Source organism: Bartonella sp. DB5-6, assembly GCF_000278115.1.
In the GTDB taxonomy this organism is placed as follows: Bacteria; Pseudomonadota; Alphaproteobacteria; order Rhizobiales; family Rhizobiaceae; genus Bartonella; species Bartonella refiksaydamii.
Window position 1 is genome coordinate 136,025 of record NZ_JH725118.1, and the last position, 15,748, is coordinate 151,772.

Annotated in this window: 13 protein-coding genes; 6 read left to right on the plus strand and 7 right to left on the minus strand. The window is 36.7% G+C overall.

What is annotated here, in order from left to right; translation table 11 throughout:
• Positions 1 to 4: 4 nt before the first annotated feature.
• The 4 genes from MCO_RS05450 to MCO_RS05465 all read right to left on the minus strand — a co-directional run bounded on the left by MCO_RS05450 (position 5) and on the right by MCO_RS05465 (position 5,442).
• Complete coding sequence (locus tag MCO_RS05450; protein ID WP_007553130.1) at positions 5 to 430, minus strand: AtpZ/AtpI family protein; 426 nt, start codon at positions 428 to 430, stop codon at positions 5 to 7.
• Positions 431 to 1,072: 642 nt separating this feature from the next.
• Positions 1,073 to 2,500: a ribosome biogenesis GTPase Der gene (gene der / locus MCO_RS05455; protein ID WP_007553132.1), complete on the minus strand. Its 1,428-nt coding sequence runs from the start codon at positions 2,498 to 2,500 to the stop codon at positions 1,073 to 1,075.
• Between the two features lie 4 nt (positions 2,501 to 2,504).
• Entirely contained in the window at positions 2,505 to 3,176 is a 672-nt protein-coding gene (locus tag MCO_RS05460) for a tetratricopeptide repeat protein (protein WP_007553133.1), read from the minus strand.
• 493 nt (positions 3,177 to 3,669) lie between these two features.
• Positions 3,670 to 5,442 (minus strand): SLC13 family permease, encoded by a 1,773-nt coding sequence (locus MCO_RS05465; protein ID WP_007553134.1) that lies wholly within the window; start codon positions 5,440 to 5,442, stop codon positions 3,670 to 3,672.
• Positions 5,443 to 5,809: 367 nt separating this feature from the next.
• On the opposite strand from MCO_RS05465, the gene MCO_RS05470 reads away from it, so the two are divergent.
• Together MCO_RS05470 and nhaA are read left to right on the plus strand one after the other, a co-directional pair.
• Complete coding sequence (locus tag MCO_RS05470) at positions 5,810 to 7,501, plus strand: hypothetical protein (RefSeq protein WP_040298954.1); 1,692 nt, start codon at positions 5,810 to 5,812, stop codon at positions 7,499 to 7,501.
• A gap of 154 nt (positions 7,502 to 7,655) precedes the next feature.
• The gene (nhaA, locus tag MCO_RS05475; protein WP_007553136.1) at positions 7,656 to 9,017 is read left to right on the plus strand and encodes a Na+/H+ antiporter NhaA; all 1,362 of its coding nucleotides are present in this window, start codon (positions 7,656 to 7,658) and stop codon (positions 9,015 to 9,017) included.
• Between the two features lie 799 nt (positions 9,018 to 9,816).
• Here the strand turns inward: nhaA and MCO_RS05480 are convergent.
• Positions 9,817 to 11,073, minus strand: coding sequence for an aspartate kinase (locus MCO_RS05480; protein WP_007553137.1), 1,257 nt, complete (start codon positions 11,071 to 11,073; stop codon positions 9,817 to 9,819).
• Positions 11,074 to 11,893: 820 nt separating this feature from the next.
• Here MCO_RS05480 and MCO_RS10595 point away from each other — a divergent pair.
• The 4 genes from MCO_RS10595 to MCO_RS05495 all read left to right on the plus strand — a co-directional run bounded on the left by MCO_RS10595 (position 11,894) and on the right by MCO_RS05495 (position 14,365).
• Complete coding sequence (locus MCO_RS10595; protein WP_007553140.1) at positions 11,894 to 12,058, plus strand: hypothetical protein; 165 nt, start codon at positions 11,894 to 11,896, stop codon at positions 12,056 to 12,058.
• A gap of 317 nt (positions 12,059 to 12,375) precedes the next feature.
• Positions 12,376 to 12,513: a hypothetical protein gene (locus tag MCO_RS11185; RefSeq protein WP_007553141.1), complete on the plus strand. Its 138-nt coding sequence runs from the start codon at positions 12,376 to 12,378 to the stop codon at positions 12,511 to 12,513.
• Positions 12,514 to 13,175: 662 nt separating this feature from the next.
• Positions 13,176 to 13,784 (plus strand): YqaA family protein, encoded by a 609-nt coding sequence (locus MCO_RS05490; protein ID WP_040298955.1) that lies wholly within the window; start codon positions 13,176 to 13,178, stop codon positions 13,782 to 13,784.
• 11 nt (positions 13,785 to 13,795) lie between these two features.
• A complete protein-coding gene (locus tag MCO_RS05495) occupies positions 13,796 to 14,365 on the plus strand; it encodes a disulfide bond formation protein B (protein WP_007553144.1) in 570 nt (189 codons plus the stop codon).
• Between the two features lie 810 nt (positions 14,366 to 15,175).
• On the opposite strand, the gene MCO_RS05500 is transcribed toward MCO_RS05495, so the two are convergent.
• The gene (locus MCO_RS05500) at positions 15,176 to 15,457 is read right to left on the minus strand and encodes a hypothetical protein (RefSeq protein ID WP_007553146.1); all 282 of its coding nucleotides are present in this window, start codon (positions 15,455 to 15,457) and stop codon (positions 15,176 to 15,178) included.
• A gap of 124 nt (positions 15,458 to 15,581) precedes the next feature.
• Complete coding sequence (locus tag MCO_RS11560; protein WP_371137039.1) at positions 15,582 to 15,746, minus strand: hypothetical protein; 165 nt, start codon at positions 15,744 to 15,746, stop codon at positions 15,582 to 15,584.
• Positions 15,747 to 15,748: the final 2 nt, after the last annotated feature.

Below are 15,748 nucleotides of genomic sequence, written 5' to 3' on the forward strand. Positions count from 1 at the left end.
AACCTCATTTATCGGACCTCTTATCGGTCCCTTTATCTGGGCGCAATACGCCTTTTTTCCTTAATCGACTGTAAGGGATATACCCCACAGTTCGAAGAACACTCAATACACCAGCAGCAAATCCAAGAAAAAGAAAAAACACCAACCCCCATGGTAATGAACCTGCTAACTTATCAAATCCCAACCCCAAAACAACGCTTACAATAATACTCGCCAGAAACTCACTGGAAAGCTTAATCGCATGCGCTACCCTCCCTTGTGACTCTCCTCCCTCATTCTCGCACTTCTGCTTCTCTAATGCTTTCTTACGCATTAAAGCTCTACCTAAATTTTCACTCCGACATTCTAAATCCTCTGAATGAAAGCGCCCCCCTTGCTCTTTTTCTTCAGCTCCTTCCCGTGGTACAACGGGCTCACCGCCCTCCACCATAATTGGCTCCTTAGTCAAAAAGCAAAGTAAAAACGTATCTCATAAAATCTTGGACATCATATTGTTCCTGAATTTATTCGTCAAGACGCTAAAAGAAATCTATCACAATTTATCGCATGAATAACGTATCTTTCAATTTTATACATCCAATTACTAATGCACCTTAAAACAATCAGTCTCACCTGCAAATAATATGTTTCCACCTTACCTCTAGCAACCCATATCTGCTCTCACGCCGCAGCTCTAAAAACATTCTGGGAAAATATCCTCCTCAACAAGCCAAATATTGTACATTTCATCCATCATTAGTAAATAGACTATCATCGATGATGACTTCTACATCTTTTAATGCATAACATAGCTCTACAATTTAATATCCGTTATACAGTAAGATTACGTAAATAGGATTTTAAACACAAGTTCTAAACTACTTTGTATAACTGTAATCAACTTTTTCAGTCCTTCTCCTTGTACTTGAAATATTAATAAATGAAAAAATAGTTTTGTTTTTTATTTGCATAGTCCGCCGCAAATTAGCATCTGACCTACAATTTCATAGATATTAAGTTTTCCTTTACGCAAGCCAGCAAAATATTCTTTGCTTGGCGCTAGTTGTTATAACTACTCTTGCATTAGGATAATTCATGTCTTTCCGGAGCGTGCTGCAAAAGGATTATCAGATGCTCGTAATGATATGCGAATTGGTACACCAAACATATCAAATGTATCACGTAATTCATTGGAAAGGTAACGTACATATGATTGAGGCATTACCTTTGGTCGTGAACAAGAAATCACAAATCCAGGAGGACGTGTTTTAACCTGTGTTATATATTTAACCTTAAGGCGGCGCCCCGAAATCGCAGGTGGTGGGTGATGCGTAACAACCGTTTCAAGCCATCTGTTTAATTTAGCCGTAGAAATACGGCGGTTCCATACACAGTGCATTATCATGACATTTTCCATCAGTTTATCAATGCCTTGACCATATTGACCCGATAAAGGGATAGCTCTCAAACCACGAACCTGAGGGAGAAGACGAGTACATTTTTCATGCAAATCAATTAATGTTGCCTGCCTATTTTCAATAAGATCCCATTTATTAAAAGCAATAAGCGGAACCCGTCCTTCACGAATCACAAGATCAACAATTTGTAAATCCTGCTTTTCAAAAGGCGCAGTTGCATCAAAAACGATCACTACAACCTCTGCGAAACGAATTGCACGTAAAGTATCCGCAACGGAAAGTTTTTCTAATTTTTCTTGAATTTTTGATTTTCGACGCAAGCCTGCAGTATCAAAAAGCTTAACATGACGACCGTTCCATTCCCAATCTACAGAAATGGAATCGCGTGTAAGCCCCGCTTCAGGCCCTGTCAACAAACGATCCTGTCCTAACATCCTATTGATGAGGGTTGATTTTCCTGTATTTGGACGACCAGCAACCGCAATTCGGATGGGTTTACTTTCATCGTAAACAGAGTCCTCTTCCTCAAAATCATCCACATCATAACCAACAGATACAGGCTGTACAGCAGTATGTTCTTCTTTGATCCTACTCTTTAAAGCTTTCTCTTTACCAATAGCATCGATAATTGCATCACGAAGATCTGAAAGACCTAAACCATGTTCAGCAGATATTGGGCAAGGTTCCCCCAAACCTAATGACCACGCTTCATACTCTCCTCCCATGGCTGCTTTTGATTCGGACTTATTAGCAACAAGCACAATCGGTTTTCCTGACTTGCGAACCAATGAAGCAAAATTTAAATCACTCGGCGTTACTCCACTCTTTGCATCAAACATGAATAAAATGAGATCCGCTTCATCAACGGCAACCTTTGTGTGAGAGCGCATACGACCTTCAAGTGTATGATCACCTGCTTCTTCCAGCCCAGCCGTATCAATTACATCAAAACGCAGATCTTGAAGTTTTGCCGCATGAATACGCCTATCACGAGTCACACCTGGCTTATCATCAACCAAAGCCAATTTTTGCCCAACCAAACGATTAAAGAGTGTTGACTTCCCAACATTGGGGCGACCAACTATAGCAATGGTAAGGCTCATAAATTTATTCCTTATTTGCCTTGCCTTCAGCTTGCATAAGCTCAAGCATAATCCGAGCTCGATCTGTTATTTTTAATCCGAGCGCACCTTCTTTAGAAATCTTTCGAAAATAATCAACTGCCTCATCTATTTTATCCGCTTTATATGCTGCTAAACCCAAAACCTCTCTAGCAGACATCCGCATAGGATCAATATCATTTTCCATATCTTTGACGCGCTTTTTGACATCATCTAAGGTCCCTGTATCAACCAAAATATAAGCTGCCCGAATTTTTGCAACTTTCCGCAAAATTTGCGGTGCTTTTTCATCGTCCGCGACAGAATCAAAGACCTCCACTGATTTGACAACATCACCTTGTTCCATGAGTAAAGAAGCCTCACGCAAACGAGCCAGAAAAGGATACCCTCCAAAGTTAGAGACTTTAACACTTTCCAATTGCTTCATAGCTTCATCAAAATGACGTGTATCCGCAAAATCAAGGCTTTTTACAAATGCATCACCAATATATCCAGCTTTCTTTATTTGCTCATGATGATAAATTTGATAAATGACGATCATCAGGACAAAAATAATGGCAGCAACAACAACCGAAATACCATAACGTCTCCAAAACGCAAGAGCTTTTTCCTGACGAAATTCAGCATTAACTTCAGCAATAAAACTATCATATGACATGGTTCATACCTTGGAAAAAATTTACTTTCTGTGCTTTTACGCGTAAATAGACAAAGATGGTAGCCCTAATCAACCAAAAAACCTAAAATTACGAGCTCATTAATTTCAAATAGATGCATATCTGAATCGCTTGAACTTTTGCAACTGTATCAACAAAAAACGATATAATTGCTTTTTAGTTCATATTATAGTTTTTACATCTCTTTAAAATTTTGTAAAAAAATTATCACAGCCTTAACATCCACCATACATACTTGCCTATAATCTCAAGAGCTATTTGTGCTCCCCTCCTCGTTGTATGACAGAAATCTCTCTTTAAAAATCTTAAAAGCAATGATTACATTGTACTTTTCAAAATTCTCAGTTGTATAATTACTTAAACAATAGGAAACCAATTCATAAAAAAATCTTTTACAAGAAGTGTATCTCTGCAATTTAGCTTCATTCGATTGACAACCTTTTGTAATTGATACTTACGGTATCTGAAAATGTTTTATTGTAATGGCCAAATCCACATGAGCATTGGAACAGCAACGATAACTATCAATACTGCCAATGGAGCCCCAAAGCGTGGGTAATCACTAAAACGATATCCCCCTGGTGCCATCACTAGCATATTACTTTGATGCCCAATAGGTGTGAGAAACTCACACCCTGCACCAATTGCAACAGCCATCAAAAAAGCTTCAGGCTTATAATGAAGAGAATGAGCAAAACTTGACGCAATGGGAGCTACCATCATAACTGTCGCTGCATTATTCAAAAATGGTGTTACCAACATGGCTGTAATTAACATAAGTGCTAATGCACCAGATGGTGGGAAAAATACCGCCAATTGGCTAAGCCATTGACCTATGAGATCTGTGCATCCTGTCTTTTCTAGCGCTTCACTTACGGGAATAAGTGTTGCTAATAATACTAATATTTGGCCATCTAATGCTTGATATAAATCACGTGCTGGCAAAATTCGAAAGATAACCATTGCTGCTGCTGCAGAAAAAAAAGAAAAGGCAACTGGTACGATATGAAAAGCTGTAAAAATGATTGCTATAAAGAGAATAGCTAAAGATACGAAACCATGTCGTAAATTGCCAAATACAATATTACGTTTTGCTAAAGGTAAACATTTCAACTCCCGTAATAAATTTGGAATAACCATATCCTGTCCCTGCAAAACAATCACATCTCCAAGATGGAAAACAATATCACCAAGCCTTCCCCGTACCCTTTCATGCTGACGACTTAACGCAAGCAAATTTACATCATAGTGATCAAATAGCAAAAACGCTTTCGCACTGATACCAATAAGGGGGGAATTGTGTGTAATGACAGCCTCAATAATATCGATATCACTATCCTTATCACCCGTAGAAATAATTCGCCCCGTAGAAAATTCTAAGCGAGCAAAATTCATAACACTTTCTAATCCTGTATGCGAACCTTCTAGCAAAACAATATCGTTTTCAGATAAAATAAAATCTGGTAATGGCGATATAGATACTGCATTTCTGATGATTTGAATTACCATCACATCTCCACCTGATGGTTTAACGAGATCAACAATAGTTTTTCCCACAATCGGTGAGTTCGTTGGAATGTGTACTTCCGAAACATAGTTACGAATATCGATAGCATCATCAAAAGATACACCTGAACGTACACGCACAGGTAAACGCCAAGAAAAAAAGACCAAATATAATACACCAGCAGTAGCAACAGCTGCACCAACCGGTGTAAAATCAAACATAGTAAAAGGAATCCCAGTTAGACGTTCTCGCATAGCTGAAATGACAACGTTTGGAGAAGTCCCTATCTGCGTCATAAGACCGCCCAACAAAGAACCAAATGCCATGGGCATTAAAAAGACAGAAGGTGAAACCTGAGAACGACGAGCAAATTGAAAAGCAATCGGAAGCATGATAGCTAAAGCACCAATGTTTTTAACAAACATCGATAAAACCACTACAGAAATAACTAAAAAAGCCAATTGAAAACGCACTGACTTCACATCTGCCCATATCCGTTGAATAATAAATTCCATTATACCAGAACGCGATACAGCCGTACTAACAACAAACACACTTCCTACAATAATAACAATATCATTACTAAAACCGCTAAACGCCTCCTTCGGACTGACAAGGCCAACACTACAAGCAATCAATAATGTACAAATAGCAACAAGATCATAACGGAATCGATCCCAAATAAAAACAATCATCATAAGACCAATGATAGAAAAAGCCATTATTTGATTTTCTGTCATGACTCCCATCTCTCCCCGTTAGATTACAATAAAAAACATCCATTTTATATTTTAACTGTTCCTATAAACAGCAGCAAGATAAAAGCAGACATGGGTACACTTGAGAATGTTTTAAAGCGATAAAAAATTATGATCAGCATATACTTCCCTTATATCTGTGAGTAATTTTTATAAAATACCAAAACCAAAGAAAATTGGTGACAGTTTATAAAAGCATATTGTAAAAAATATTAGAATGCCTCTACATGTAAAAGGATTAGAAGTAGATAACTGTTGAAACTGGTGCACGCATATTTTAACCTTTACATTGCTTAAAGAAATTTATCTCCACTTCTCATAAAAAATGATAAAAGCGAAAGAAAAAATGATGGGCAATCTTAACAGTGGGTATCGAGAAAAACTAAAATACTGGCTAACTTGTATTATTGGATTTATTGCTATTCTGGCAATTATAGTTGTTGGTAGTTTTTATATGGCAAAACCTTATATAGACAGTTTTGTAAGACGAGAAATAGCCCGCCGTTCAATAAAAGCAGAGACATCAGAAGTCAGTATTATAGGCAAAGTCAATTTAACAAACGTTACACTACCAGCCCCTGCCGGCATATCACTTAAAATTGGTGCCGTTTCTGCCCGCCCTCCTATTTCCTTTATTCCTGGGACTTTTACTCTTTATAATGTTGACCTACAGCATAATAATATTCATATACAAATTCCTCAAATTTCTCTTAAGGGTGTGTCTTTAAAAGAAAAAAACACTGCGATCACATCACATCTCTTACAATTAATTACGCGTATTGAACTTGCATCAATTATTGCTCCAGATATACTGCTTTCTATAAAAAATAAAAATAAACTAACCGAAAAAGTTGAAATAAAAGATTTTCAGCTTTTTGGCTTTAAAAATGGTCATATCCGTTCTGTTGGCATAAAAAATATGGACCTTACTACGACAGCCGCAAATGGTGGTAAGCAAATGCATCTTACCGCCAAAAGCAGTACAATGAAGGCTCATGATATCGACATCAATTACGCTTATTCTATCATTTTCGGAAAGAATACTGCTCTCAATCAAGGAGAAGCTATTACAGGTCTCATTTCTCTAAATAATATAATAGTTGATATTTTTGAAGATACAGAACAAAATGCCTCTTTTTCTCTCGGCCAATTTAAAACATCTGGTCTAAAGATGAAGCCACTCGAACAAACACCTGAAAAATTGTTCAAAGCTTATCTTAACGCAAAGAAAAAAAACAATCTTGTTGCTGAAAAAACAGCACGGAATGATATTCTTCTAAACACACTTTTTGCCATTACCTCAGCTGATGCCAAAGTTGATAATGTCACTGTTGATATACCGCAGTTTAAAGCAATGCTTGGATCATTCCAATTCAAACCAAGCTTGTGGAAACAGCCTATACCAAAAAAACTTTTTCTTTCTCTCGATAACCTCTCAATTTTACCTAAAAAAATGGAAGAAAAAGACTTAGACTTCCTCAAAAAAATGAACTTTGAACGCTTTGATATGTCCGGAAAACTTGATATTTCTTACGATGAGAGAAAGCGTACGATACTTCTGAATGCAATAACTTTCAACATAAAAAATGTTGGCTCTGGGGAAATATCAGCTAAAGTTATTAATGTTGATGAAAAACTCTTTTCTGGTCAGAAAAATGTAATGATTACAGCCTCTCAAGATCTTGGAATTCATAAAATTGACATACGCTATACTGATGCAGGTTTCATTGATAAGCTTTTTTCTTATCTTGCAAAAAGTCTTAATGATAGAAAACATGACCTCAAACAAGAACTCTATGATGATTTTTATCTGATGATGACACAAAGTCCAAAAATATTTCTAAAAGATCATGATGAAGCTGAAAGTATCTCAAAATCTTTTGGTGACTTTGCTAAAAATCCCCAAACATTGACCATTAAAATTAAAGCAAAAGATAATAAAGTCCTTACAATAGCTGATCTCGAATCCGCACTACAAAATGATTTATCCACAGCTTTGAGCAAAGTACATTTAACTGTAAAAAATGAAGCTTCACCCTAAAAAAACATGCTTAACTTTAAAGATGATAATCTTGTCTATAAATTTTTAAGAGCTTTATTCCTCTTCGTTTCTTTTGTATGATACGAGAGAGCGTCATAGAGTAGTTTACGCAAAGAGTATATGTTCGTAAAATTGTCGATACTTGGAATTGTTCATGTCTGATTTATCTTCAAATCGCCTGCCTAATCGCGCTTCTCGCGTTACAAATCAAGCGCTTTCCGCTATCGAACGTTTTCTCCATATTGAGGCTCTCAGCGGCATTGTGCTTTTATTAGCTGCCGCTGCTGCACTCGTTTTTGCCAATTCTGAATATGCTTCTCTCTATGAATCCTTTTTGCATACACCTTTTGGCTTTAAATTTGGCCATTTTACCCTCTCATGGGATTTGCATTTTTGGGTTAATGATGCCCTTATGACTGTTTTCTTTCTCGTCGCTGGAATGGAAATCCGACGTGAAATTCATGAAGGTGCTCTCGCTAATTTTAAACAAGCAATTTTGCCAATTGTTGCAGCAATAGGTGGCGTTTGTTTCCCTGCAATTATTTATCTCAGCTTCAACTTTAACGGGGGACATACACACGGTTGGGCTGTGCCAACGGCCACAGATATTGCCTTTGCGCTAGGCATTCTAGCTCTTCTTGGAAAAAAAATTCCTTCTAATCTTCATATCATTCTCTTATCCTTAGCAATTATTGATGATATTATCGCTGTTCTTATTATTGCTTTCTTCTACTCGACGAATATTGATCCTAATGGTTTAGTTATTGCAGCTGTAGGTATTGCTTTAGTGTTATTTTTTCAATGGATTGGCCTCGCATCAGCATGGCTTTACGTTCTACCAGGTGCAATCATTTGGTGGGGCTTAATGGTAACAGGTGTTCATCCATCACTTGCTGGTGTAATTCTAGGTATGATGACTCCAGTTTTTCCTACTCGAACTCTTGTAGCACCGCTCACAATGTTAAGCAGCGCAATGCAAGTTCTTCAAGAAAAAAATACGAAAACAGACTTGAATCATATCTCAACCGCGTTGAAAAAAATGCGTAAAGGACAGCGTGATATGATTGCTCCGGTAACACGTGTTCAGAAAGCATTGCATCCATGGGTCGCGTACGGCGTAATGCCGATTTTTGCCTTTGCAAATGCTGGTGTTAGTTTTACAAATTTTGACCTTTCTTCTCATGAGTCATTCTTGATTGTATCCGGTGTGGTTATTGGTCTCTTTGTTGGTAAACCTTTTGGTATTATCACTGCTAGTTATTTGTCCGTAAAATCAGGACTATGCCGCCTACCTCCTCATATGACATGGACAGGTATTTTACTCATTGGATTTTTAGCAGGAATTGGCTTTACAATGTCTATTTTTGTTTCAATGCTTGCTTTTAAAGATATTATTTTGCTTGATTCCGCAAAAATCGGGGTACTTTGTGGATCTAGTTTGTCTGCTCTTGTCGGCCTTGGATATGGAGTCATTTACATCAAGCGCAATAAAAAAATGCCTCATAGCTCCCAATAAACCAAGTGACAATGCACTTTTGTACTCATTTTAAAAAGCGCTTTCCCCCTGAACCTAACCCCTATTTATAAACTTTATAAGAGAGATTTAATCAAAAACAATGCGTAATTTGTTCCAATAATATGCCTTCATTTTATTAAAACATTAAAATTTTGATGGATTAATCAAATGGATAATGTATATTGAAATAATTAACAAATAAGCAATGCAGAACGAATTGTTTATTGCAAATGTTTGTACTAAAATCGCAGGTGATAATTTCAAACATCTCAACTTATTGTTATTGTGCAAACTGTAGCTTCGATAACAAAGCGCATATCGTGTGCTTCACTGAGAGCTATGAGAAACTTTTTTCTGCGTATGATGTCAATAAACTCATATCCAAAGCCGACTATAGAAAATAAACCAAGAGCTATACAATCGGTATGCTAAGGGAAAAGAAGGCTTTAGCGTATTCTTTAAATTGAAAATATTTCTTTTATAAGCAATGGCTGCACAAAATCTTCCTATCAATTTTTATTCACTCTTATGAAAAGAGTATAGTATACCTATAAAGTTCCCACCAATCATTTGAGAAAAGCAAATCACTAATGGAATATATCTCATCAGCTCTGTTTTGCATAATTGCGCGAATAATCTGATGTAATCTAGCTCAATATTCATAGAAATTCCTACGTAACATGCATTAGAAAAAGTGGTGTATTTCTCCTCTCACTAGCTTGTGTATAGCGTTCTCCTTCTTTCTCACCACATATAAATGCTTAATATTATTTAGAATTTTTTTAGCACTAAAAAATGGTCAGCCCTTCTCAAGTCCATAAACAGCATGTAATGTTCTAACCGCAAGTTCAGTATAAGCGCTATCAATTAAAATGGAAATTTTAATCTCTGAAGTCGTAATTGCTTGAATATTAATACCTTTTTCAGCCAATGACTTAAATGCTGTAGCTGCAACACCTGCATGGCTGCGCATTCCAATACCAATAACAGATACTTTGGCAAGATCACTTTCAAATTGGATAACATCAAACCCAATCTCTTTGCGATTTTTCTCAAGAAGCGCAACAGCTTTATTTACATCTGCTGATGGTACAGTAAAAGTCATATCAGTTTTTGAGCCATCTTCAGAAATATTTTGCACAATCATATCGACGTTAATTCGCTCTTCAGCTAAGGGGCCAAAAATTGCTGCGGAGATCCCCGGACGATCTGCAAGTCGACGGAGCGAAATTTGCGCTTCATCCTTAGCAAAAGCAATACCAGTAACATTCTGTTGTTCCACGATTTCATCCTCATCGCAAATAAGTGTTCCAGAAGAATTCATTGGATCACCCATGCTTAATGCATCAGGATCCTCAAAACTCGAGCGCACGAAGGTACGGACTTTATGAACCATTGCTAATTCAACAGAACGAACCTGTAAAACCTTTGCTCCAAGAGAAGCCATTTCAAGCATTTCTTCAAAAGCAACTTTTGGTAAACGGCGTGCCTTAGGTTCTATCCGTGGATCTGTTGTATAAACACCATCCACATCTGTATAAATATCGCAACGATCAGCTTGTATAGCGGCTGCTATAGCAACAGCACTCGTATCTGACCCCCCACGCCCTAAGGTAGAAATCCGATTATCCGGACCTAATCCCTGAAAACCAGCAATAACCGCTACCTGGCCTTCCTGAAAACGCTGTATTAAAAAAGAACCATCAATATCTGTAATACGTGAACGGCTATGCGCGCCATCTGTATGAATAGGAATTTGCCAACCAAGCCATGAACGCGCGTTCACTTCCATTGCTTGGAGTGTAAGAGCCAATAAACCTGCTGTTACCTGCTCACCAGAAGCAACAACTACATCATATTCGTAAGTATCTTTGTGTATTGGTGAAGCGTCACATGTCCACTGAACAAGCTCATTGGTTTTTCCAGCCATCGCGGATACGACAACCGCAACCTCATTGCCTGCATCCACCTCTCTTTTGACATGCCGTGCAACATTATGAATACATTCAATGTTTGCTACAGACGTTCCGCCAAATTTCATAACAATCCGTGCCATCAATAACACTCTTACCTTTACATTTCTTATCTCAAACAACAATGGAAATAGGGACTTACTTTGTATTAACAAAGTACTTTTCCACATACAGAATATCTATCATTTGTGCAAGTTCAGTTATGTTTATATTAATTTCTCTTGGCCTTAGATAAAATCGATCCGACTAAATTATAACAAATAAAAGGAGAGCAACGAATAAATAGAAAACCACTTAACATTATGCTCTCTGGTAGAATCTTACCATAATTATACAGAAGAGGCATATGATAGGCGAATTTCTTTTAAAAAATTGTCATTGCTTAATTTGATATAAGCCCCTGTGTACAAGAAAGAATATGAAAAGTTTAGTCTTATTACAAATGAGTGCGAGAACATAAAGGTTGAAATAAAAATGATATAGGTATTGATCTGATTGTGAAGCTACGTAATCGAGATGATTATGTGCCACTCAATGTAAGTTTTACCCCATCATACCACTGGAGCTGTGTTGGAAACAGACAACCGTGAATCTGAGTTTATCAAGGATCATTATAACAGCATTATTAGGGGGAAAACGTCTATACATAGCAGTGCCCTCGCGCATTTTTAGTGACACTGCAAAGATTATCGGCTGCTATCGAGCTCTTACTAAAATAGATAAGAAAGCCGCTGTTGATGATAATACAGAGCCCATGCGTAGTGTTTTATCTCTTTGCAAAGATATCAATACCTCTAAATATGCAATGCATTCAATCAAATTATTAAATCTCATATAAATGATTTCCTGAAAACTGTTCTCTTTCTTGACTGTGCAGTAAAGCATATTGATGGAACACTTAGTATGAAGACACTCAATGAAGGACCGGATTGGCTTAAAGAAAATGCCAGTAAAAATGTTTGTCGAATATTAAGCAATGTACGCTGTCTTTCAGAAGAGATGGAGATTCCTGCTCTTGAGGCAATACTGTTTCTACACCCGCGCAATAGCCAAGTGGATGTGATATAGGCAGTGAGATGCGTGATGCGTCGAGCAGAAGAAATTAAATCCTATCAGACATATCAAGACAATTTTTCTGAAAACATTTGAGATAACAGATTATGAGAAGTAATCAAGCAGACAATGTAGCAGAAATCTCACAAAATCACATACCCATCTTAAAAACATCCTCTCTGATGGGGAAAGCGAAGCATATTTTGATACGTTTCATCGTGAAATAAAGAAAAACTATATGACAATGTTGAGCAAAAGAAAACACTTGAGACTAACACAAGATCTTATAGCATATATAGTTTTAAATCTTTGAGGAAAATGGGTTTGTACATATGAATGCAGTCACTCAAACTATGGAAAATATCTTAGCTGAATTGGATAAAATAAATATTGAAGAAGAAACGAAAATCTTAAAGAATTTTGTTATCAAACTTTATAAAAATCCTTTGCAAAAACTTTCAAAAGGATAACCAATAAGCTCGGGATTGTTTACATTCAGATTGAAATTATCGATTTTATCTTAATGACATCAACGATGTTTTAGAGTAAAATCTTGAACAAAGCCTGAGTTCTCGTAGTGTCTCTAATTCCTTTACCAAAGCAGGAAATTTTATCACGCGGCTTTTGCAATCAGGTCTGATTAAACCAGAGGATATATAAATTCCGTTATAATATCCATGCTAGCAAAATTTTCTTGTTGGTCTATTGTATTGCTACCATACATATTGAAACGACTCCTTATAGTTTCATGAAAGGAGATCATATATCCTTTGAAGGAACTTGTTTAACCGATACATTTCTTATGCTTTTGAAAACCCTAAAAATGAAAAAAGGAAGATAATAGAGAACTGTTTTTTTACCTTTACGCCTTTATGTCCTTTCAAAATGGGGCTGTCTTTCCGTTTCAGAAATTTCTCAAACAAATTACACAATATACTTACCTCAATAAGGCTAAGACTGACTCTACAATACTGAACCGTTTTAATCTTTTTCTCAGGTATGTAATAGCATGAGGATTGGAAATTGATTTACAAACAACAGCTAAAGCACAAACTTAATGAGGCATTTGCTTCTCCAGATTTATGGAGTACAATTTGTAAAGTCTTTACTTCTTAGACTTATGAAAGCTCTTATGCTATTAAAGAAATTAAAGCTTTGGACAATTTCTTTGTCGAATCGACGCACAGCTCCCCACTGGCTTGGGTTCATTGCCTTTATTGAAAGTTCTGTTTTTCCAATACCAGCAGATGTTTTGTATATTCCGATGGCACTTATCCATCCTCGTCAAGCTTATCAATACGCTTTTATTGCTACCATATGTTCTGTTTTAGGAGGAATTGTGGGTTGGTTCATTGGACATTTTGCCTATGACACTATAGCTAAACCGATTTTAGAATTTTACGGTCAAGTTGAAAACTTTCAAACGTTACAGAACAGTGCAACACTGAAATTTCTTATAATTTTACTGATAACTTCAGGTTTTTTACACCTTCCCCCTATCAAGATTGTCACGATTTTGGCAGGTGTTATAGGCGTACATCTTGAACTTTTCATTCTTACCTGTATTTTTGCTCGGGGAGCTCGTTTTTATCTTCTCGCGTGGCTTATTCAACGTTTTGGACAACAAGCAATGAATTTTCTTACCCATCACTTCAAATGGATTGTCCTGATTGGTTGTGTTATTCTCCTATTGGTCTATGGAATTTTCATAGCCTTTGTGAACAAACACCTTTTCTTTTAAGGACATGCTCAATGGCACACATTTTTTCTTCTCAGCATATTTTGCACAAGCACTTTCATCTTGAACCAAGCAGAAAAGAACAAAGTTTATGGGCTTTTTTTCTCGCTTTTTGCATGTCAGTCACTATAGGACTAGCACTTGGTTTTGAACATATAGGAGGATATCTTCCTTGTGATTTATGCCTTATTGAACGTTTTCCATATTATGGTGCTATACCATTTTTGCTTTTAGCAGGTTTTGGGGCATGGTTTTTTCGCATGTCTTTTTGGGTTCAACTTTTATTTTTATGTGTTTTTGTCTTAATGACCATCAGTCTTGTTTTAGCGGTATATCACGCAGGTATTGAATATGGCTTTTGGACAGCTCCCTCCAGTTGTGGTTTAAGTGCAATGAGAAGAACAACAGACGTCAATCAACTGTTCAACCATTTGAACAACATCCATCCTCCTTCTTGTTCTGAAGCGCCCATGCGATTTCTTTTTCTCTCATTTGCCGGTTGGAACGTCATTGCCAGCCTATTTTATGCACTTATCAGCTTTACTGTTGCTTCAAAAGGGCTTCTTGCAAGCTATAAAAAATGATAACTGCAAAACACGAACGGGACCACGTGCAATCAAAATTGCAAACGATACAGTGCATACATTTTGCCGCTAGATGGAAAGATAGATGGTGTCATTTATTATACCACTACACCTTTTACAGATGATCGAGAATCGCCTTTTTTAGAATTGATGAAAAAATAAGCTTTTATGAAATTTGAAGGAAAGCAAAAAGAATAGATGCCCCTTCTCATGAAGTCATTCTAGATTTTTCAAAACTCCAAGAATATTTAAATGAAGTCCAAGAAATGAACATTTAGAATTTTTAGACATAAAGCAATACAGATCAAAGAGTTATTATCATGCATCTAGACTTCGGTATTTGGAGACACTATGAGAAGTTTCAAGAAAGACTATTCATCATTTTACTTGAATTAGAGACCAGAATATCATAGAATTTCCCTATTCTTTTCTTCTCACTTTAAATTATAGCTGCTAAAGTCTTACATTAAAGCAACGATGAGAGAATTGCCTGCTACAAACTGCATATCTTCTCTGCCTTGAGGTTAACACCTTAAAGCTTCATATTACTGCCTGAGACAAGGTAATACGTCACAATTGGTGATAATGCCTTTGGGCAGTGCCCTATTTTTTATAATTTTTTGAAATTTCTTAAGAGCAGCTATTTGTTATCCTTTTTCCGAATAGACCTTGCCATTTTTTTCTTCCAAGAATGAGGCTACCCTTAGTTGGAAAAGCTTAATTTATTGCAAGCTTTTCTCCACCAGTCCAATCAAAGTGTAGCTTAATTGTTTGGCTTTTTCTACTTCTTTAGCTAAAACTAGTGCGTATTCAAGATGAATCTTTTTGAATACTATTATCAAAACCTAAATGATCTTCCATAGCGAAACTTTGATTATAAAACTGCAAGGTCTCAGCATCACTCAATAAAGCAAGAGTAGCAATATGAAATAAATCATAATGCGCGTCATTCATCTTGACCACCTCACAGGCAGCAGCAAAAAATGCCAGTACTAACAGAGAAACTCCGACATAAAATTGTGGACAACTTTTGGTGATTTTGTCACTATAATGAATTTGCACTTCGCGATTTGACAATTGATAGGGTGCCATATAATCGCTGTTTTCCTCGATTTTTAAACTGTCTAGTCTAAATCCTTAAAAAGCGCTGTTGTACTCTCCGTGGTAAGAAAAGTTTTTTCTTCTACCTCAAGAGGGATTGTATCTAAATCAAAAGTCAAAAGTGAAGCAGATTTTGGCAACCCGAATCGATAACACCGTGTGAAAGAACTCGATCAATAAGATATTTCGTTATTTCTTCTGCAAAATCTAAACGGTCGCCTACCCTAAAACTTTCCTTATAAAATTTGAGTTTTTCAACATCCTCAATCAGCACAAGCAAGA